20 protein-coding genes and 2 tRNA genes are annotated in these 20,003 nt (G+C 68.3%); 5 read left to right on the top strand and 17 right to left on the bottom strand.

Annotated elements, in window-relative coordinates; translation table 11 throughout:
• Positions 1–17 precede the first annotated feature (17 nt).
• On the bottom strand, positions 18–1,250 hold the full coding sequence (locus ACWGE0_RS09785) for a thioester domain-containing protein (RefSeq protein WP_452260488.1): 1,233 nt from the start codon (positions 1,248–1,250) through the stop codon (positions 18–20).
• Positions 1,251–1,560: 310 nt separating this feature from the next.
• Positions 1,561–2,766, bottom strand: a complete 1,206-nt coding sequence (locus ACWGE0_RS09780; protein ID WP_452260487.1) for a DNA cytosine methyltransferase — start codon at positions 2,764–2,766, stop codon at positions 1,561–1,563.
• A gap of 62 nt (positions 2,767–2,828) precedes the next feature.
• Between ACWGE0_RS09780 and ACWGE0_RS09775 the strand changes: the two genes are divergently transcribed.
• Positions 2,829–3,587, top strand: a complete 759-nt coding sequence (locus tag ACWGE0_RS09775) for a hypothetical protein (RefSeq protein ID WP_452260486.1) — start codon at positions 2,829–2,831, stop codon at positions 3,585–3,587.
• Positions 3,588–3,594: 7 nt separating this feature from the next.
• Here ACWGE0_RS09775 and ACWGE0_RS09770 read toward each other — a convergent pair whose 3' ends face one another.
• Entirely contained in the window at positions 3,595–4,848 is a 1,254-nt protein-coding gene (locus ACWGE0_RS09770) for a hypothetical protein (protein WP_452260485.1), read from the bottom strand.
• Between the two features lie 18 nt (positions 4,849–4,866).
• On the opposite strand from ACWGE0_RS09770, the gene ACWGE0_RS09765 reads away from it, so the two are divergent.
• On the top strand, positions 4,867–5,040 hold the full coding sequence (locus ACWGE0_RS09765) for a hypothetical protein (RefSeq protein WP_242642230.1): 174 nt from the start codon (positions 4,867–4,869) through the stop codon (positions 5,038–5,040).
• Between the two features lie 162 nt (positions 5,041–5,202).
• Here ACWGE0_RS09765 and ACWGE0_RS09760 read toward each other — a convergent pair whose 3' ends face one another.
• Positions 5,203–5,409: a hypothetical protein gene (locus tag ACWGE0_RS09760; protein WP_452260484.1), complete on the bottom strand. Its 207-nt coding sequence runs from the start codon at positions 5,407–5,409 to the stop codon at positions 5,203–5,205.
• A 66-nt stretch (positions 5,410–5,475) separates the two neighbouring features.
• On the opposite strand from ACWGE0_RS09760, the gene ACWGE0_RS09755 reads away from it, so the two are divergent.
• A complete protein-coding gene (locus ACWGE0_RS09755) occupies positions 5,476–6,333 on the top strand; it encodes an NAD-dependent epimerase/dehydratase family protein (RefSeq protein WP_452260483.1) in 858 nt (285 codons plus the stop codon).
• Here the strand turns inward: ACWGE0_RS09755 and ACWGE0_RS09750 are convergent.
• Positions 6,278–7,189 carry a ribonuclease Z gene (locus ACWGE0_RS09750; RefSeq protein WP_452260482.1) on the bottom strand — a complete coding sequence of 304 codons (912 nt, stop codon included), beginning with the start codon at positions 7,187–7,189 and terminating at the stop codon, positions 6,278–6,280. The two genes, ACWGE0_RS09755 and ACWGE0_RS09750, sit on opposite strands and share 56 nt — an antisense overlap.
• Before the next feature lie 23 nt (positions 7,190–7,212).
• Here ACWGE0_RS09750 and ACWGE0_RS09745 point away from each other — a divergent pair, with 23 nt between their 5' ends.
• Complete coding sequence (locus tag ACWGE0_RS09745) at positions 7,213–8,031, top strand: serine hydrolase domain-containing protein (RefSeq protein WP_452260481.1); 819 nt, start codon at positions 7,213–7,215, stop codon at positions 8,029–8,031.
• Here the strand turns inward: ACWGE0_RS09745 and ACWGE0_RS09740 are convergent.
• The 12 genes from ACWGE0_RS09740 to ACWGE0_RS09685 form a co-directional block, all read right to left on the bottom strand.
• Entirely contained in the window at positions 8,015–8,341 is a 327-nt protein-coding gene (locus ACWGE0_RS09740) for a hypothetical protein (RefSeq protein WP_452260480.1), read from the bottom strand. The genes ACWGE0_RS09745 and ACWGE0_RS09740 overlap by 17 nt on opposite strands.
• A gap of 31 nt (positions 8,342–8,372) precedes the next feature.
• On the bottom strand, positions 8,373–9,203 hold the full coding sequence (locus ACWGE0_RS09735) for an SDR family NAD(P)-dependent oxidoreductase (protein WP_452260479.1): 831 nt from the start codon (positions 9,201–9,203) through the stop codon (positions 8,373–8,375).
• Between the two features lie 356 nt (positions 9,204–9,559).
• Positions 9,560–12,031, bottom strand: a complete 2,472-nt coding sequence (locus ACWGE0_RS09730) for an ATP-binding protein (RefSeq protein ID WP_452260478.1) — start codon at positions 12,029–12,031, stop codon at positions 9,560–9,562.
• 91 nt (positions 12,032–12,122) lie between these two features.
• Positions 12,123–12,632: a macro domain-containing protein gene (locus ACWGE0_RS09725; protein ID WP_452260477.1), complete on the bottom strand. Its 510-nt coding sequence runs from the start codon at positions 12,630–12,632 to the stop codon at positions 12,123–12,125.
• Positions 12,581–13,030, bottom strand: a complete 450-nt coding sequence (locus ACWGE0_RS09720; protein ID WP_452260476.1) for a hypothetical protein — start codon at positions 13,028–13,030, stop codon at positions 12,581–12,583. Before ACWGE0_RS09720 ends, ACWGE0_RS09725 begins: the two co-directional genes overlap by 52 nt.
• 88 nt (positions 13,031–13,118) lie before the next feature.
• A tRNA-Arg gene (locus tag ACWGE0_RS09715) sits at positions 13,119–13,194 on the bottom strand.
• A 41-nt stretch (positions 13,195–13,235) separates the two neighbouring features.
• Positions 13,236–13,325: transfer RNA gene (locus tag ACWGE0_RS09710), tRNA-Ser, on the bottom strand.
• A gap of 155 nt (positions 13,326–13,480) precedes the next feature.
• On the bottom strand, positions 13,481–15,424 hold the full coding sequence (locus ACWGE0_RS09705) for an acetoacetate--CoA ligase (protein WP_452260475.1): 1,944 nt from the start codon (positions 15,422–15,424) through the stop codon (positions 13,481–13,483).
• Between the two features lie 75 nt (positions 15,425–15,499).
• Positions 15,500–16,255: an ESX secretion-associated protein EspG gene (locus ACWGE0_RS09700; protein WP_452260474.1), complete on the bottom strand. Its 756-nt coding sequence runs from the start codon at positions 16,253–16,255 to the stop codon at positions 15,500–15,502.
• Entirely contained in the window at positions 16,252–17,523 is a 1,272-nt protein-coding gene (locus tag ACWGE0_RS09695; RefSeq protein WP_452260473.1) for a PPE domain-containing protein, read from the bottom strand. The genes ACWGE0_RS09700 and ACWGE0_RS09695 overlap by 4 nt, the downstream gene beginning before the upstream one ends.
• Positions 17,520–18,074: a hypothetical protein gene (locus ACWGE0_RS09690; protein WP_452260472.1), complete on the bottom strand. Its 555-nt coding sequence runs from the start codon at positions 18,072–18,074 to the stop codon at positions 17,520–17,522. The genes ACWGE0_RS09695 and ACWGE0_RS09690 overlap by 4 nt, the downstream gene beginning before the upstream one ends.
• 135 nt (positions 18,075–18,209) lie before the next feature.
• Complete coding sequence (locus ACWGE0_RS09685; RefSeq protein ID WP_452260471.1) at positions 18,210–18,851, bottom strand: dienelactone hydrolase family protein; 642 nt, start codon at positions 18,849–18,851, stop codon at positions 18,210–18,212.
• 74 nt (positions 18,852–18,925) lie between these two features.
• Here ACWGE0_RS09685 and hisC point away from each other — a divergent pair, with 74 nt between their 5' ends.
• Complete coding sequence (hisC, locus tag ACWGE0_RS09680; protein WP_452260470.1) at positions 18,926–19,993, top strand: histidinol-phosphate transaminase; 1,068 nt, start codon at positions 18,926–18,928, stop codon at positions 19,991–19,993.
• Positions 19,994–20,003 lie beyond the last annotated feature (10 nt).

Below are 20,003 nucleotides of genomic sequence, written 5' to 3'. Positions count from 1 at the left end.
TAGGAGGTGCTGATTACTCAGGCACCGGCCTTCTTGCGGCGCACGACGAACAGCGCACCGACACCGGCACCGACGAGCACCAGACCGCCGACCAGCGGCCACAGGATCGAGGCACCGGTCGAGGCGAGGTCGTCCTCACCGCCACCCGGCGCCGGGTTGGCCGGCGTGGTCGTGGTGGTGGTCGGCGTCGTGGCCGGGGTCGACGACGAAGGCGAGGTGGAGGACGGCGTGGTCGGCTCGGACGGCTTGACCTCGAGCTTCCAGTCGGCCTTCGCCTCCTTCTCGACCTTGGCCTTCGACGGCTGCGCGACGACGAGCGACTGCGCCTTCTGGTCGTCACCCGTGGACGCCTTGTCCTTGGCGACGAACAGGCGGCCGATCTGCAGGGTGGCCTCGGCCGAGAGCTTGAACGAGGCGTTGCCGTTCGGCGTGCCGGCCGGGACGTTCACGAAGAACTCGGAGACCTTGTCACCCGTGCCGGCGACGGCGAGCTTGTCGTCCTTCTTCTGCACGGCGAGCGGGTTGCCCGCGGCGTCGGTGATGGTGACGCCCTCGGGGAGGTCGGCGGTGAGCTTGACCTCGGACGCGGTCGTGGTGACCTTGAACGGGCCGATCTTCTCGCCGGACTTGCCGGACTGCGAGGCGGGCTCGATCTCCAGCGTCGGCTTCGGCTGGTCCTTGATCTCGTTCTTCTCGGCCTGCTCGACGAGCTTCGTGTAGAGCGTCTTGACGTCCGCGCTGTTGCGGTTGTCGCCCATGTCCAGCTCAGCGCCGTCGGTGAAGTGCCAGATCGCGGTCTGCGTGGCCGCGATCGTCTCCTCCTTGGAGAACTGCTCGCCCCACTTCGTCTTGACGTCCTTCATCTCCAGGCCGGGGAAGGAGTTCGTCAGGATCCAGAGGACCTTGCCCGCGTTCTGCGGGAACTTGGAGTCCTTGTTGGGGTGCGTGCCCCAAGGCGCTTCGCGGAGCTGGTCGCCGTCCTTGAGCTCGGTCGGCAGCTCGACGCAGTACGCGTAAACCCGGGACTCGTTCTGGTCCTTGATGCGCAGCTGGATGACCGACGTGTCGAGGTAGTTCTCACCGTGGTCCGGGAGGTTGCCGACACCCCGCTTCAACGCGACCTTCTCGCCCTTGGGCTTGTTGCCCTGGTCCGGGATGACGATGACGTCGGCAGAGGCCGGAAGCGTCGAGATAGCCAGGAGCGCGGTGGCGCCGAGCAGCGCCGCGCCGATCCTCAACCGGGAAGCCATGGGTCTCCTTGATCGCGTGAAGTTAGCCCGAACGCGTAGAAAGTCAGTCGCCCGCCGGGACGGTCGGCACGTCGTCATCGACACTGAACCGACAGGAAGCGAGCGGGACACTATCCGAAGGGGTGACACCCGATGGTGTGAGGTATAACGCCCATCACATACCGTGCGTGACCTGCGGAAAGCTACTCAGGGTGTCCACAGTGGATAGGCCCGCGATGCATTCATTTTGTCAGGTGACGTTAAATTCGTTGCCGAACAGTTATCAATTGAGACGTCCCGCTACGGATGATCACCGGTGGCGGTTCAAGCTCTAGGCAACCATTTCGGTAACTTCCACCGGCCGAATGTCGCCGGGACGCAGTGAAGTGCCGCGCAGGCACATCTCGCGGGGCTCAGGGCGGCGACCGGTGAGAATCCACCGGGTCAGCCCGGCCAACTGGTAGGCGATCAGCGGTGGAACGGCGTCACCGACGTGCCGGTAGGCGTTCCCGAGAATCGACACGTCGAACCGGAACTGCCGCGGAAACCCTTGCAGGAGCGCCATCTCGCGGACCGTGCACAGCCGGTGCTGCTCGGGGTGGGCATAACGGCCGTTTCCGACGTGGCCGCATTCCCGCTTGATGGTCCTGGCCGGTTCGTCCCACCACAACCGGCCGTAGACATCGGGGTGCGAACCCCAGTTCTGCTGTTCGACGATCTTGCGTTGTGCCGGATTCAACAACTCCGCGGTCTCCGGAGACCGGAGCAGATCCGCCCACGAACCGCCGTTCGCGGGAATTGCACGCATTCGTTCCAGGCTGCGGTCCTGGGAAAAGGTCGGCGACACGTGAATGAGGTCTTCCGGGTGCGCCTCGCCCGCCGCGACGACCGGCAACTTGCTGATCGCGCGCCGGACCGTGATGGCGGACGGGCGGATGACCCTGCCCGCCCAGAGATCGTCCAGCGTGAGCAACGGCAGACCAGCGTCCACGGCCACCATCAACGTCCGCTCGCGCAACTGCGGCAGGCCGAACTTGGACAGCATGTGCGTGCCGCCGGCGACCGAGTAGCCGAGCGCGGTCAGGTCCTCCGCCAGGCTGTCGAAGTGGTGCCGCTGCTTGCCTTTGACGAGCTCACGGGCGTTCTCGACGAGCACGACCTTCGGGCGCAGCTCCTCCGCGTAGACCGCGATCCGGCCGACCAGCGAGTTGCGCGGGTCGTCACGGAGGTGGTTCTGGGCGGTGATGCGACTGAAGCCCGAACACGGCGGGCACGCGAGCAACACGTCCAGCTGGCCGCGCTTCAGGCCCCAGACCTCGCGCAACGCCGACGGGGACACCCTCGCGAGGTCGACCTCCAACGGGTCGACGCCGATGTTCGCGCGGTACGTGTCGTTGCAACGCAACGAACCCAAGCGAGAAGAAGGCTTGCCGATCTGCGCGTCGGCGGCACCCACGACCCGGAAGTCGCGGTGGGCGTGGAAGCCGAAGCTCATGCCGCCCGCACCCGAGAAGATGTCGGCCACCGAGAAGGACACCACGAGATCGTACGGGCGAGGCTCCGAGGAGCCTTCCCTGACATCCCGTACCTTTCCGCCCTATGGAGCTGCCGCGCGCCTGGCAACGGCCTGACCCGTTGCGCGGACTCGACAGGATTTCCTGGGTCGAGGTGTACGACGGCCGGGGTGGCGCCGGTCGCGTGCCCCGTCTGCTGCGCTCGCTCGTCGACCCCAACGCCGACGTCCGCCTGGACGCGCTCGCCTCGCTGGCGGACCGGCTGCTGACCGACGACACCGTCTCCGAGGCCTCGTTCTGCGCCGTGCCGTACCTGGTGGAGCTGGGTGCCTCCTACAAGGTCGCCGCCGACGTGCGGGACCGGGTGATCTTCCTGCTGGCCGCCATGGCGTTGGCGGGCAAGGGGTTCACCGAGGACGGCCGGCGCACGCACCGCCGGTGGAACGCTCTCGGGCGTGAGTTGCCACGAACCGCGCCGGACTGGCTGACCCAGACCCGGCACGCCGTCGCCCAGGGCGCGCCGAAGATCTTCGAGGCGCTGGCGTCCGAACGGGTCGCGTGCCTGGTGGCGCTGGCCTGCGCGGTGCCGGAGAACCTGCCCGCGTTCGTCGGTGGACTGATGAACGACATGATCGACCTGCCCGGCGAGGAGATGCTCGCCGACGCGGCCGAGATCGCCGTGACGCTGCTGAAGCGGTCGCCCGAGTTAGTCGGGGTGGATCGGCCGAAGGTGCTCGGCGAAGGGCTGGTGCGGCCGGCGCACCAGCCACGTGAGGTCGCCGCGGCGTTGATGGGCTACCGGTTCGCCCTCATCTCCGCGTACGGCGACGAGGGCGCCTGGTAGACCGCTCTTAAGCGATCACTGCCTCTTCGAAGGACTCCTCGACCGGCGTGGCGTCCTCGATCGCGATGGCGGGTTCCAGGGCACCGAGGCCCGTCCCCCACTCCTGGTCCGCGAGTGCGAACGCCGCGACGGTCAGCGCCGCCACGGGCGCCCCGACAGGCATGTTCTCGCGGTGCAGGTCGAGGTCGAGGCGTCCGCCGATCGGTGACGGGCTCAGCCGCAGCGTCGCGTGCGCAGGCTCCTCGGGGTGCGCCAGCCGGCACGCCCAGCCGGTGAAGATCACGCGGCGTTCGTCCACCTGGGTCGGTTGCACGGCACGCACGTTGGCGCCCACGGCACCGGAGCGGTGGTTGTCCGCGGCCTGCAGCACGCACTCCTCGAACTCCATGGAGGAGATGCCGAGGTCCCAGCCGGCGACCAGGGCGACCTGCACGAGCGCGAGCGGCAGCGTCGGGACGGCGTCCTCGAAGCACACCATCGCGCCGCCGTAGCGGGTGTTGATCTCGGTCGGCAGGAAGCCGTCCTCGGTCGCGATGCCGTCCAGCGTGAACGTGCCGCGGTAGCCGACGGTCTCACGCAGGTGCTCGCCGACGCGGCGGGCCAGGTTGCGCATCTCGTCGCGGATCCACACGGGCGGGTCGTAGTAGGACGCACAGCCCGCGTAGAGGAACTTGGCCTGGCCCTGGCGGCGCGGCACGACCATCTCGATCGGGCGCAGCACCGCGGTGCCGTCCGGGAACACGATGCCGTGCACGCTCACCGGAATGCCTTCCAGGAACGGCATCACGCGCACCTGGTCGCACTTGGGCGCGAGCACGTCGAAGGCCTCCTTGGCCTCCTCGTACGTGCGCACGCGACGCACGAAGTTCGCACCGCCGTTGATCGCCGGGCCGTCACCGGACCAGACGACGCCCGCGCCGCGGTCCAGGATCTCCGAGGCGCCCCAGAGACGTTCGAAGTCGAGGTCGAACACCATCGCGGGCGCACGGCGAGCGTTCAGGTCGTCCCAGAGCGCGTCGATCGTGGTCTTGTTCTCCAGCTCGACCCACTTGTGCTGCCGCGCGTTGAGGACCGGGCGGCCCTCGAACGTCGCGATCTCGTTGTAGGGCGTGCTGATCACCACGGCTTCTGCGTTCGCGTCGAACTCGTTGAGGATCGCGCGGACCTGGGCGCCGGGCTTGGTCAGCAGCTTGCTGAGACGGCGCTGCTCGACCGCGACGAAGCCGCCCTTGATGCCCAGTGACACCCAACGGGCGATCACCGAATCATGCAGCGGGGCGTGATCGTCGGTATCGAGCACGAGCGTATGGCGTGCACCGAGCGTATGGAGCTCGTGCGCGCGCTTAGCCAGACGCGTGCCACCGGCCAGCACAACCAGCCGGTCACCGAACAACCTGCCGAGGCGCTCGTTGAGCGCTGCGAGGACATGATTCATCGCCGAAAACTCGCTTAAGAGAAGCGGAGGACGTGACCGGCGATCGCCGGGTGACGCGTAGCGTAGAGCCACCCGGTATGTGTGTCGAAGCACGGTCCGGCAACGGCCGGATGAATGTTACGACGGGCCTGTCGGCTCAAGCCCGGCAACGAGTGGATCAGATGCTGATCTTGTCGCTCACTAGGAGCGTGCCGCGTCCCTGAGGACCTGGTCAACGCGGTTGAGGAAGCTGCGCCTGGGGTTGATCGCGGGCAGCGGTGCGGTGAGCTCGGCGGGACCGGGCGCGGGTGCGGCTCCCACGATCTCGGCCACGTTGCGCAGGAACTCCTGCCGCTTGAACTCGTGCACGGCTACGTCGTGCAGGAGTCCGGCGATGCTCGTGTGCACAGCGCGATGGGGGTAACTCACTCGTGTGTTATCGGCGCAACCCTCGTCGACCTTTAGGGTCAACTTGTGCGAGTTCTAGTGACCGGTGCCACTGGGTATGTCGGCCGTGCCGTGGTGCGTGAGCTGCGGGTTCATGGCCATGAACCCGTTTTGTCCCGTCAACGCATGTCAGAGCCGTTCGAGTCGCCCGATGTGGACGCCGTCATCCACCTGGCGGCCGTGGCGCGCGTGCGCGAGTCGTTCGAAGATCCACTTTCGTACTACGAGACGAACGTGGCCGGAACGCTCAACCTGCTGAAAGCCTTGAAGGGCCAACGATTCCTGCTCGCGTCGACTGGCACGGTGTACCGGCCGTCGGACGCTCCGCTGACCGAGGAGTCCGTCAGGGAACCTTCTTCCCCGTACTCGGCGACCAAGGCGGCGGCCGAGGACCTCGTGGCGTGGGCGGCGCGGTCCGGGCGGATCGGGGCGACCACTCTCCGTTTGTTCAACGTCGCTGGAGGTGGTGACACGGACACCAGTCGGGTGATCACCCGCGCCGTGGCGTGCGCCGCCGGAACGGTGCCCGGGATGGACGTCTACGGCGACGGTGGGGCCGTGCGGGACTTCGTGCACGTACGCGACGTTGCTGCTGCTTTCGTCGTGGCGCTGGAGGCTTGTTCCGTGGGCACGTCGTCGGTCTACAACGTCGCGGCGACGCCCGCGTCCGTGAAGGACGTTCTCGCGACCGTCGCCGAGGTGACCGGGCGGACCGTGGACGTGACGTGGAGGCCCGCACACCCCGGCGAGGCGCGATCACTGCGGGCCGACGTGTCGAAACTGCGTGCGCTGGGCTGGGAGCCGCGTTCGTCGGAGCTGGCCGAGATCGTCAGGGACCAGTGGCTCGCTTCGGCACCGGAATCCGGTCCAGGTCCTTCGCGATGACGATCTCGCCGTCGAACTCCTGCGCCGCCTCGGCGAGGAACTCGGCGGGGTCCTCGTAGCGCTGCGAGAAGTGCGTGAGGACGAGCTTGCGGACCTTGCAGTCCTGCGCGACGCGGGCGGCCTGCTGGGCGGTGAGGTGGCCGTGGTCGCCGGCGAGCTTCGTGTCGCGGGCGAGGTAGGTCGACTCGATCACCAGCAGGTCGGCCCGGTCGGCGAGCTCGAAGACGTTGTCGCAGAGCCTGGTGTCCATGACGAACGCGAACTTCTGGCCTTTGCGGGGTTCGCTGACGTCCTGGAGCTTGACGCCGTCGAGCTCGCCCTGGGCCTGGAGGATCCGGATCTGCGGGCCCTGGATGTCGTGCTCCTTCAGCTTCTCGGGGAGCATGCGGTGGCCGTCCGGTTCGACCAGCCGGTAGCCGAAGCTGTCGATGCCGTGGTCCAGCCGGTACGCCTCGAGCGTGCCGAACTTGCCCTCGGCGATCCGGCCGTCGTCCTCGACCGGCTCTTCCTTGATGTCCGCGGCGTCGTAGAAGGCACTGGCGTAGCGGAGGCGTTCGAAGAAGTGCGCGCCTGACTTCGGGAAGTGCGCGTGCACGGTGTGCGGGACGCGGTCGAGGCTGAGCCGCTGGACGATGCCGGGGACGCCGAGGCAGTGGTCGCCGTGGAAATGGGTGATGCAGATCCGGGTGATGTCGCTCGCAGCGGCGCCTGATCGCAGGAGCTGCCGCTGGCTGCCGTCGCCGGGGTCGAAGAGGAAGCCTTCGCCGTCCCACCTCAGCAGATAGCCGTTGTGGTTGCGCTGGCGCGTGGGAACCTGGCTGGCCGTTCCCAGGACGATCAGTTCCCGGACTGTCACCCCCTGACGTTAACGTCTGTCCCATGCGGAGCTTGGAAGCGGCAGCGTCGTGGCCTGTCGAGAACGTGGCCGTGGCCGTCGTGTCTTCTGCCGGTGTGGCCGGGTCGCTGGGTGATCAGCAGCGCGTGTTCCCGCTGGCGTCGGTGACGAAGCTGCTGACCTCGTACGCCGTGCTGGTGGCCGTGGAGGAGGGCGCGGTCGAGTGGGACCAGCCGGCCGGGCCACCCGGTGCGACCGTGCGGCACCTGATCTCGCACACCGCCGGTTACGCGTTCGACAAGGCCGAGGTGCAGGCCGCGCCGGGGACTCGTCGGATCTACTCCAACGCGGGCTTCGACGTGCTGGCATCTTTTGTCGGTTCTGCTTGCGAGATGCCGTTCGCCACGTATTTGCACGAGGCTGTTTTTGTGCCGCTGGGGATGAAATCTTCGGCATTGGTCGGTTCGGCCGGTGCAGGCGCCGAATCCTGTGCCGCTGACCTGGCGTTGTTCGCCGCCGAGCTGCTCGCGCCCAAGCTGGTTTCCGCCGAGCTGGTCGGCGAGGCGACTTCGGTCGTGTTTCCCGGGCTCAACGGCGTGCTGCCCGGTTACGGCATGCAGAAACCGAACGACTGGGGTCTCGGTTTCGAAATCCGTGACGGCAAATCACCGCACTGGACGGGGCTTTCCTTCTCACCGCGCACGTTCGGGCACTTCGGTCAGTCCGGCACGTTCCTGTGGGTCGATCCGGAGATTTCCGCGGCCTGCGTCGCCTTGACGGACCTGCGTTTCGGCCCGTGGGCGGTCGAGGCGTGGACGCCGTTCTCCGACGGCGTCCGAGCGGAACTCACTCAGCGAGCCTGATGGCGATCTGCCTCAGCACCTCTTGCACGTCGGCGTCCTCGTAGTCGTTCTCGTAAGCCTGAGCGACGCCGTGAAAGGCGTAGAGCAGCCCTGCCGTGAACCAGCCGAACTGCGACAGGACCTGGTCCATCGCCTGCTTCAGCGCCTGCGCGCCGGCCTCGTTCAGCTCACCGTCGACCTTGACCTCGTAGCTGAACACGCCCTCCTGCAACGACTTGAGGGCTGTGCGCAGGTAGTCGGTCGACTCGGCGCCGTCGTAGCTGAGCGTCAGGACGCCGAGCGCCCGCTGCATGATCTCGCGCTGATCCACGCGGCCACTCTGCCTGGTGCACGGCCGTGCGTCACGTTTTGACACCCCAACGCACCCACGCCGGGTCCTCCGGTTCGAGCTGACGCTCGAAGGCATCGGCGATCTTGTCGACGTCCCAGCCCTGGTTCTCGATGATGGGCGGCTTCGGCGACGTCTGCCCCATGACGTGCAACTTGCCGTGCGCGAACCTGATCAGCTGCCCGGTGACCTTCGCCGCGCGGTCGCTGAGCAGGTACGTGACCAGCGGCGCGATCGTCTCCGGCGGCGCGCTCTGGACGACGGCCTTGGTGTCGGCCACGGACATCCGCGTCCAGGCAACCGGGCACACGGCGTTGACCCGGATCCCTCTCTCGTGGAGCTCACTCGCCGCACCGGCCGTGATGCTCGCAACGGCACCTTTGGACGCGGAGTACGTGAGTGCCGTCGGCTGCCCGACCATCGCGACCGAGCCGAGGTTGACGATCGACCCCCTGCGCATGCTGTTGACCGCGGCGTTGGTGCAGTAGAGCGTCCCCAGCACGTTGATCTCGATGAGCTCGCGCATGTTCTGCGGGTCGTCTGCGCCGATCGCGGCCTGGTACCGGATGCCGGCGTTGTTGACGAGCCCGTCGATCCGGCCGAACGCCGCCGTGCAGGTGTCGACCATGGCCTCTGCCTGCTCGGGATCCGCGACGCTGCCGGCACTGACCACGGCCTTGCCGCCCTGGAGCGTGATGAGGTCGGCAACCTGCTTGGCGAGCGGCTCGTCGACGTCGTTGATCACCACGGCGGCCCCGTGCGCGGCGGCGTGGCCGGCGAACGCCCGCCCCAAACCCTGCCCGGCACCGGTGATGACCACGGCCTTGCCCGCCAGAATCCCCATCCCCCGAGTGTGGCGATCACAGCCGTGCGAGCGGTTGGTCACGTCGGCGAATGGCCACTGTCGGCGCCGAACGGCGTACGTGGGGCGACGACCGGTTGCCCGCTCGGTCAAACCGCTTTCCGCAGATCAACCACTGTGGAATCGATTGCTCCACGGGCTCGTTCCGAGTAGAAAACGGTGGCGCGACCCCTCGACGCGCCACCGTTGGCTCACGCCCCGAGCTACTCGCAGCGGCACGCGCAGTTCGAGAACGGTCCGATGGCGTTCGCAAACCTCTTGATGTTCATGTCCACAGCTCAACAGCGAACCGGGTGTCCAGGGCCCGGTTCTGGACGAAGCTGGACAACCCTGGACGTTCACAGTTGGGCGAGGGCCGCCCGCAGTCGTTCGGCATCCGGCACGCCGATCGCCTCGTACCGTTCCAAGGCCTGCTGCCAATGCCGTTTCGCGCTCACCGCGGCACCGGTGGACCTGGCGATGGTGCCGAGCCCTTCGAGGGCCCGTGCCTCTTCCAGCCGGTAGCCGTGTTCGGTCGCGAGGGCCAGCGCCTCGTGGTGGGCTGCACGTGCCGCCGGCTGGTCGCCGGTGAGGCCGCGGGCGAAGCCGAGGTGGTTGAGCACCTCGGCCTGCAGCGAGGAGTCGCCTGCTTCGCGGCAGATCCGCAGCGCGTCCTCGAACTGGACGATCGCGAGGTCGTGCTCACCTTTCGCCCTGTGCACGGAGCCGCGGAACTTGACCACGAACGCCTCGCCGATCCTGCTGCCCAGCGCGCGGTAGCCGGCCAGCGCCTCGTCGAACATCAGCAACGCCTCGCCGTGGTCGCCGAGCTGGTTGAGCACGTTGCCCAGGTTGGTCAGAGCGTGTGCTTGGCCGAGTTGGTCGTCCAGCGTGCGGAACGTCTCCAGCGCCGCGCGTTGGTTGGCCAGCGCGCGATTGAGCTCTCCTTGTTGTTCCAGGGTGACGCCGAGGTTCAGCAAGCCCATCGCGAGCTGCTGCGGCTGGTCGAGGTGCCGGAGCAGTTCGACGGACTCCTCGTGGGCGGCGATCGCCTCGTCGAACCGGCCGAGCGAGTCGAGGGTGATGCCGATGCTGCTCAACGTGTTGGCGTGGCGCCGGTGGTTGCCCAGCCGCAGCCAGACGTCCGAGCTCTGCCGCAGCCAGTCGAGCGAGTCGAGCGGCCTGCCCATCACCTCCGCCGCCACGCCGAGGTTGCGCAGCGCCTCGCCTTCCCCGGCCGGATCGCCGTCGGCCCGCGCGGTGTCGAGCGCGATGTGGTGCATGCGCATCGCCTGCGGCCCGCGTGAGGTGGTTTCGAGGTGCCGCTTGGCCACGTGCGCCAACTGCCGTGCCGCCGCGCCAAGCCCCGTGTCCGCGGCGAGCTTGACGACCTCGACCACGTTGTCCGCCTCGGCCGTCAGCCAGTCCCGCGCGACGTCGGCGTCGGTCAGCCACGGGATCTCCGGCCGTTCCGCGAGGTCGAAGTGGCGGGGATAGGCGAGCGCCAGTGCGGCGGTGTGCGCGTCGATGTAGTGGTCGATCAACCGCGTGGTCGCCGGACCGGCCACCGTCAGTTCCCGGCTGTAGGCGCGGAGCAGGTCGTGCATTTCGTAGCGGCCGTTGCCCTGCAAGAGGTTCGCTGCGATCAACTGCTCGACTCGGACAGCGGCATCGGCCAGATCGGTGCCGATGAGCGCGGCCGCGAGCGGAACGTCGAAGTCGCGGCCGGGATGCAGACCCAGCAGGCGGAAGAGTTCGGCTGCCTCCGGCCTGAGCTGCCGGTACGACCACGAGAACACCGCGCGCACCATGCTGCGCGGATCACCGCTGCTGTCGAGCAGGTCGAGCCCTTCTGCCCGAAGGTGGCGAACGACCTCCTTGAGCGGTTCGTGCCGCGCGAACTCGGCCGCGATCCGGATGGTGAGCGGCAACCGGGCGCACAGCTCCGCGAGCTCGATCGCCGCGTGCCGTTCGTAGTGGACGCGTTGGCCCAACAGGCTCTTGAGCAGCTCCACGCCCTCTTCCACCGTCAGCACGTCGAGGTCGATCCGGTGCGCGCCGTCCACGACGGCCAGCCCGGTGAGCGCGTCCCGGCTGGTGACCACGGCGAAGCAGGAAGCCGACGCCGGCAGCAGCGGCCGCACCTGCTGGGCGCTGCTCGCGTTGTCGAGCACGAGCAACACCCGCCGCCCCGCCAACGCCGACCGCAACAACCCGGTCCGCTCGTCCAGGCTCTGCGGCACCTCGCTGATCCCCAGCGCCCGCAACAGACTCAAGCCCGCATCGGCAGCCGACACCGGCGCGCCGACGTCGTAACCGCGCAGGTTCAGGTAGAGCTGGCCGTCCGGGAACTTCGCCGCCACCCGCTGCCCCCAGTGCACGGCGAGCGCCGTCTTCCCCACACCAGGAGTGCCCGTCAGCAACACCGTCCGGTTCGGTTGCGCCAACAGCCCGTCGAGCTCCCCGACCTCGGCCGCCCGCCCGGTGAACGCGGCCACGTCCGCCGGCAACTGCCTGGGCCGGGTGACCGACGGAGCCGGCTTGCTCGAATGCTCATGAGCAGCCACACGATCCCACGCGTCCGCCCACAACCGCTGGTCGTCCGCAGTGCCACCGAGCGCGATGACGATCCGGTCCAGCACCTCGGCAGGCAACAACGTCTGCCCGGTCAGGTACGTGTGGACCGTCGACCGAGGCACCTCGATCCGCTTGGCGAGGTCAGCCAGTGACACCCGCGTGCGCCCACTCCCCCGCGCCGCGTTGCCCCTGAGCACCTCGAGCTCGCGAACCAACTCCGCCCGCGTCGCCACCCGCCCCGGATCCGCCCCCACGTGCCCTCCCCTTACCGGACTACTCCAAACGTAGCCTCCGGGGTCTAACGCGACAGGGCGCGCCGCCGTTGCCTTTCACGGCGATCTGCCGTCAGTCGAAGTCGTACACGGTGGTGGCGATGTCTCGATCGGTCAGCGCTCCCACGATGATCGGCTCGATCAGTTCCCACCGCCCACCTGCGAGCCCACACCCGATGCGCGGCATGTGCACGCTCGCCTGGAGCCGTTCGGCGTGCTCAGCCACGGCGTGCAGGCAACGCTCGATCGCCTCGTACCTGACGGGCGGCCCGTTGCTGCCGGTGCGGGTTCCTCTCTGGCCCACCATGTTCGCGACCCAGATGTCCGGCTTCACCTGCACCAGCTGGACGGCGCCCAGCCCGAAGTCGTTGCCGGCCCGGTTGCGATGCCATTCGCGGAAGGCTTTCTCCGGCTCCGGCCACCGCTTCGACACGGCCAGCACGAAGCCCTTGCCCCAGCCGCCGAGGTCGTTGCAGACGTGGGCGACGATCTTCGGCCCCTTGGCCTGGGGGCTCGTCGCATCCCCTTTGATCACGCGCAACGTCTGCATGTCGCCGATGCCCTCCCTATGGCCTCTTGCCACTCGGCGTCCGTCACGGGTGGCGGCTCCTCCACCTGGGCAAATCCTTGCTGTGCCCCGGTTTCCTCCAGCAGGGCTGCCAACCACCGGCGGGCCGACCCGGCAGCAGCTTCCTCGTCCATCCCGGCGTCGATCGACACGCCCAGCACAAAGCCCCCGTCCCGGGGGAACGCGAGCATCACGAACTCCAGATCTGCGGGACGAAGCCCTTTGGACCTGCCCGCGTACAACGCCTCGCCCGATCGGGAACCACCGAGACCTCTTTCCAGGATCGCGGCAGCGTCCTCCGTGAACCACGTGGCCGACTCACGCCAAGCCAGCACGTGCCTTTCGAGGAAGTCCTCCACCACGCGCCGGTTCAGGTCTGGCAGCCGGACGTAGATGTCGAAGCAGGGCGCCATGAGGTCATCATGCAAGCGAGCGCCGAAACATGGCGACACAAATACGCAAAGAGCCCCTGCCGTGAACAACCGGCAGGGGCTCTTGATCTGGTGCGCTCGGCAGGATTCGAACCTGCAACCTTCTGATCCGTAGTCAGATGCTCTATCCGTTGAGCTACGAGCGCGAGTATTCAATTATAACCGATCCCCTAGAGGCTCGGCCTTGCGGAGGCTCCGGGATTTGAACCCGGGATGGGGGGTTACCCCAAACCGCATTAGCAGTGCGGCGCCATAGACCAGACTAGGCGAAGCCTCCCGGGACCATCCTTGGCCACGACGCATAGGTTACACAGGTCCCCAACCGAGTTGCAAAACGCCCCCCTCGTACCCCAGAACGTGCTGGTCAGGGCACGTACAGGAGGATCGAGAGGGGCGTTAAACGCCTGTTCACGCAACGCGGAGTGACCTAGATCATTCCGAGGCGAGTTCCAGGAACGGTTGGAGGGACTCGGGATTGCGGAGTGCGCCTCGGCTCACGGCACGATCCACGTCCATGCCGGCGAGGATCTTCTTGACCGGGACCTCGCACTTCTTGCCGTTCAGGGTGCGCGGGATCTCGGCCACGGCCACGAAGCGGTTCGGGACGTGGCGTGGGGAGAGCGAGGTTCGCAATTCCTGGCGCAGCAACGGTTCCACGTCGGGCAGGGCCACGCCGTCCAGGACGACGAAGCAGAGCAGCTCGCCCTCGCTCACGCCCGACGTGTCGATCACCAGCGAGTCGACTACGCCCGGGATGGACTCGACGACTCGGTAGAACTCGGAGGTGCCCATGCGGACGCCGCCGCGGTTCAGGGTCGAGTCGGAGCGGCCGTAGATCACGGCCGAGCCGCGTCGGGTGATGCGGATCCAGTCGCCGTGGCGCCAGATTCCCGGGTAGGTGTCGAAGTAGGCGTCGCGCAGGCGGGAACCGTCGGTGTCGCCCCAGAAGAAGACCGGCATGGACGGCATCGGCTTGGTGATCACGAGTTCGCCCACGGCGTCGTCGAGCGCCAATCCCGCCTCGTCGAACGCGTACACCGCGGCGCCCAGGGCTCGGCAGGAGAGTTCGCCGAGCCACACCGGGCGGTCCGGTGAGGCGGCCACGAAGGCCGTGCAGAGGTCGGTGCCGCCGGAGACCGAGGCGATCTGGACGTCCTTGCCCACGGCCGAGGCGATCCAGCGGAAGCCTTCCGGGGTGAGGGGTGCGCCGGTGGAGCCGACCACGCGCAGGCCCGTCAGGTCGTAGCGGGCGGACGGCTCGAGGCCTTCCTTCAGGCACGACTGGACGTACGGGGCCGAGGTGCCGAAGTAGGTGACGCGGTGTTGTTCGGCCAAGTGCCACAACGTGTTCAGCGACGGATAGGCAGGGCTGCCGTCGTACAGGACGATCGTGGTGCCGACCATGAGGGCGCCGACCAGGTAGTTCCACATCATCCAGCCGGTGGTGGTGAACCAGAAGAAGCGGTCGCCGGGGCCCAGGTCGCTGTGCAGGCCCAGCATCTTCAGGTGTTCCAGCACGATGCCGCCGTGGCCCTGGACGATGCCCTTGGGCAGGCCTGTGGTGCCGGACGAGTAGAGCACCCACAGCGGGTGGTCGAACGGCACCGGGGTGAACTCCAGCGCGGCGCCCGCGTTCGTTGCCAGGAGCTCCGAGAACGAGAGGGCGTCCGGCAACGACGAGCCGTTGTCCAGGTAGTCGATCAGGACGGTGGCGCGCAGCGAAGGGATCTGCGAGCGGATCTCCTCGACGACCGGGCGGCAGTCGAAGGACCGTCCGTTGTAGACGTAACCGGAGACCGCGACGAAGACCGTCGGCGAGATCTGGGTGAAGCGGTCGGCCACGGCGCGAGCGCCGAAGTCCGGGGAGCAGGACGACCACGTGGCGCCCAGCGAGGCGGCCGCCAGGAAGGCGATGAGGGCTTCGGGGGCGTTCGGGACGAGTGCCACCACCCGGTCGCCCGACGAGACGCCCAGAGAGGCCAACGCGGCCCGGAATGCCGCCACTCGGGAGCGCAGGGCTCCGAAGGTCAGCGAGGAGGTGACGCCGTCCTCGCGGTGGAAGATCACGGCGAGGTCGTCGTCGGCACCGCGGCGCAGGGCGTGCTCGGCGTAGTTCAGGGTCGCGCCGGGGAACCACTGCGCGCCCGGCATCTCCGCGGAACCCAGCACCCGCTCAGGGGGCGTGTGGAACTGGACGTCGAAGTACGAAGCCACGGCGCCCCAGAACCCCTCGAGGTCGGAGACGGACCACTCCCACAGCGACTCGTAGTCGGGGAAGTTCTGATCGCGGCCGGCTAGCCACGACCGAAAGGCGGTCATCCCGTTGTCCCTCGTGGGGTCGGGGCGCCACAGCAGTTCGACGTCGGTGTCGGTCATGCCCCATGTCTAACTCAGGCACAACCGCACGTCCATGTGTGATTGGCGGACTTGCCGTAGCCCACCGGTGTGGAACTATCCCGCCGCGAGCAGTTCGTCGACGGCGCTGGTCAACCGCGACGCGTCGGCGGGGGCCAGCACGAGCCAGCCGTCCTGCTTGCGGAGCAGATAACGGCCCTCACGCGTGTCCAGCCACGACACCGAACGGCCGGTCGGGCGCGGGACGCCGTCGCGGTTGCGGGCGGTGAGGCCCAGTTCGCCGCCGCCGATCCTGGACGTGACGATGCGCATCAGGGCGTGTGCCTCGGGTTCACGGATGCCGACGTCGCGCAGCACCTCCAGGAACGCCTGCTTGCCGTCCTGCTCGCCCGCCTTGCCCGCGCGGACGTAGTCGTCCCAGCGCACGTTCACGGCGCGGCCGGTGCCCGGTGCGAGCCCTGGCAACGATGACACCGTGGCCGAGGCCAGCGACGTCGGGCGGAACGGGTACAGGTGCACGTCGTTGTTCACGCGCGCGGCGAAGGCACCGCTCCAGCCCGCGCAGGCGATGCCGCGGGCCAGTTCGGTGCCCTTGAAGTACGCGATCTCCAGCGCGCGGTCGAACTCGCCGAGACCGGCGATCAGTGCGCGCAGATCCGGGTCCGGACGGTGCACGGTGCCTAATCGGCGAGCGTGCAGCGTCTGTGAACTGGCTTCGACGAGACGCTGCCGCGCCGCTCGGGTGGCCCCAACGTGGGGCGTCCCGAGCGGCACGACGCGGTCCTCGCCGTGCACGGCTTGCCAGAGCAGGAAGAACTCCTGCGAGCTCACCGTGAACTGGCGTTCGCTCACTGACCGATCACCGGCGGGGCCGCCTTGCGGTCCAGACCGAAGACGTTGTCGTCCTCTTCCAGATAGCTCGCGCTCTTGTGCTCACGCTCGTCGTTGTTGCCCTGACCCGCGGCGGGCGCACCGGCCATCGGCGCACCACCCATCGCGAGCGGGTTCTGGAACGCCTTGGTCTGACCACCGGTCGCCGCCGAGGCAGCGGCCGCGCCGGCACCCGCACCTCCGCGCGACACCTCGTTCACGCCCGCTGCGCCACCCGACGAACCCGCACCACCCGCACCGCCACCGCCTCCGCTTTGGCCACCGGAGTTGGACGTGAAGGGACGAGCCATGCCCATGCCGCCACCGAAACCACCGCCGCCACCACCACGGCCACCGCCGAAACCGCTGCCACCACGCGAGGACGCGTTGGTGGTGCCGCGGTTCTGGCCGGTCGTGCTGGTCGTGACCGGAGCTCCAGCGCCACCAGCGGTGGTGGTGTCCGGCGTGGTCGCCGGGCCGCGCGCGCCACCGAGGTCGGCTGCGGGCGGCGTCGGGTTGACCGGGTTCACCGGCGGGGTGAACTGCGAGGGCACGGTCTGGTCGACCGCGGCCGAGTCGCGCTGGAACGCCGCCATCACGTCCGCCGCGCGGCGGTGCGAGGCGTCGTTGGCCGCGAGGGCGTCGACCGGGCTGCCGCCGATGGCTTCGAAACCGGCGAACTCACCCGGCATCGTCGCCAGGCGCGGATCCTTCAGGCCCTGCACGCCGAACGCGTCGACCTGGTCCACGAACGCCACCCGGTCCTGCGCGCGCAGAACCGTGCTGGGCAACGGCGGATCGACCGGCACCGGCGCCGCGGGGGCCTGGGGAGGCGGCGGCATCGCGGCGCGAGCGGCCTCGACGTTGTTGGTCTCGGTGGTGATCGCGGCCGAGACCTTGTGCGCGTAGTTCGCAGTGTCGTCGACCCAGTTCGTGACCTCGGTCAGACCGTCACGGGCGAGCCTGGCCGAGTCGCTGTCCCAGCCGGTCGTCGAGTCCTCGACGGCCTTGAGCAGGTTCGTCCGCACGCCGGCGATGTCCTCGCCGATCTTCTGCCAGTTCGTCGCGGCGGCCTGGGCACCGTCGAGGTTCACCCCGGTGTGCACCATGTTGTAGAGCTGCTCGTGCGTGTACGTCATCCAGTCGACCGGCTCGTGCAGGTCGTTGCGGTCGTACTTGTCGTCGTCGTGGTGCGACGACTTGTTGTCCTTGTCGCCGTTGCCCTTGTTGTCGTGCGAACCCTGACTCACCAGGACCCCCCGGCGTTCTTCATCGACTTTTCGGCTTCTTCGTCGGCATCGCGGATGGTGTCGCGGTTGCGGCTCAGCGCGTTGCTGATGTCGTCCAGCACCTTGAAGAGGTCCAGCAACGCCTTCGCGGCACCGGAGTCCTCACCGACGGCGAGGTCGGAGAACCGCGCGCTGATCGCCTTGGCGACCGGGTTCTCACCCAGTTGCAGCGGCGTCGCCAGCTGGTCGGTCGCGCGCTTCCACAGGTCCATCACCTGGTCCCGGGCGGCATCGACCGCTTTGATCAACGCGTCCGCCGCGTCCACGTCGAGCGTCAGCTTGCCGCTGTCCGCCGCCTGGTCGAGCTTGGCCGCGGCGTGGCTCGCCTCCGCCTTGTCCACCAGCATCTGCTGCTGGAGCGCGGGTTTCACCGCGGCGAGCTGCTCAGCGGTGATCGGCGCAGTGACCGCCGAACTCACCTCTGGCGCCGCCGCCGGTGTCTCCGCGGGCGGCACCGTCCCTGTCGTCGCCGTGCCAGTCGTGTCGGTGCCTGTCCCGGTGCCTTCAGCCATCCCTCATAACCCCCTGCACTGCTAACTCGTCACTGCAGTACTGGGCGTTACTCACAGCTACACCCAGTCAGCCGTCCGAAGCACCCCTTAGATGTACCCGGACGACGGTTCGGTTCCAATCCGCCGTAAAGACTCTTACCTCATGTGAGCGTCGAACCAGTTCAGCGCACGAGACCATGCTTCGTCACTGGAAACGTCGAAACGCACCACATCTGACGCGGTTTCGGAGCTGATCACAGCATCACGAAGCTTGCTCACTTCTTCCGACTCGTCGTCCCGGTAGATGCCGAGCCAAGGGCAGGTCAGGTCGCCTGCGACGTCCACCAGCGCGGGCAAACCGTCCGAGAGCGGCTCCAGAATTCCGGGCCCCTGCACCGTGACCGCGGCCCCGATCGTCCTGCTCGCGGCTACCACCATCGCGACCGTGCCACCGGTGTCGAAGCCGACGACGCCCATCCGGTCAGCGCTGACGCCCTGCTGGCCCAGCCAGACGAACGCGACGTCGGTGTCAGCCAGAAGGCGGTCACCCGAAAGCTTGCTGATCTGTTGCTGGATGTCGTCGCCGTGCACGCGGTCCTCGTCGTAGAGGTGCGGTGCGATGGCGAGCCAGCCCTCGTCGGCCAGGCTGCTGACGAGCGTCCGCGTGCCCGCGGTCATGCCGCGAGCCTCGTGCAGCACCACGAGCCCTCCCCGGACGGCGGAGTCGGGTTCGGCGATCGTCACCCGCAGCTCACGGCCGTCGGTGAGGGAAAGCGTCTCGATGCGGGTACTGGTCATGTCTAACCCTCGCACGCCAGGGTGAACTCCAGTCAACGTGACCAATCGGACGGAGCAATGCGAGGATCGGGTGCATGACCGTGCGAACCCGTGCTGACCTGGCGTCCCTGCCGTCCTACGTACCCGGCAGGAGCATCCCCGGCGCCATCAAGCTCGCGAGCAACGAGGTGTCGGCCGGCCCGCTGCCGAGCGTCGTGAAGGCGATCGCCGACGCGGCCACCGCCATCAACCGGTACCCGGACTCCGGCTGCACCGAGCTCACCGCGAGGCTCGCCGACAAACTCGGCGTCCCCGCTGACCACCTGGCCCTCGGCTGCGGCTCGGTGACCCTGTGCCAGCAGCTCGTCCAGGCGACCTGCACCGAGAACGACGAGGTGCTGTTCGCCTGGCGGTCGTTCGAGGCCTACCCGATCGTCGTGCACGTGGCGGGCGCCAAGCAGATCCGCGTGCCGTTGACCGCCGAGCACGTGCACGACCTCGACGCGATGGCCGCGGCGATCACGCCGAACACGCGGATGGTCTTCGTCTGCAACCCGAACAACCCGACCGGCACCGCGCTGCGCACCGAGGAGATCGAGGCGTTCATCGCGAAGGTGCCGCGCGACGTGCTCGTGGTGATCGACGAGGCCTACAAGGAGTTCGTCGACGACGCGCACATCCCGGACGGCGTCGAGCTGGCGAAGCAGCAGTGGGCCGCCGGCCGCGACAACGTGGCGGTGCTGCGGACGTTCTCCAAGGCGTACGGCCTGGCGGGCCTGCGGATCGGCTACGCGGTCGCACAACCGCACGTCGCCGAGGCACTGCGGAAGGTCTACGTGCCGTTCAGCGTCAACGCGCTCGCGCAGGTGGCCGCGATGGCCTCGCTGGACGCCGAGGACGAGCTGATGGTCCGCTGCCGTGCGATCGTGGCCGAGCGGATCCGGGTGCGCGGCGAACTGCTCTCGCTGGGCTTCGAGGTGCCGGAGACGCAGGCGAACTTCGTGTGGCTGCCGCTCGGCGAGCGCACGGCCGCGTTCAACGAGCACTGCCTGGCGCACAAGGTCGTCGTGCGCGCGTTCGTGGGCGAGGGTGCCCGCGTGACGATCGGTGAGCCGGAGGAGAACGACGCCTTCCTGGCCGCCGCACGGGCTTTCACCGCCTGAGACCTGCTCC

This window comes from Lentzea sp. NPDC054927 (assembly GCF_053610285.1).
The sequence above is the reverse complement of the archived record's forward strand: the minus strand, read 5'-3'. Positions and strand labels throughout refer to the sequence as shown.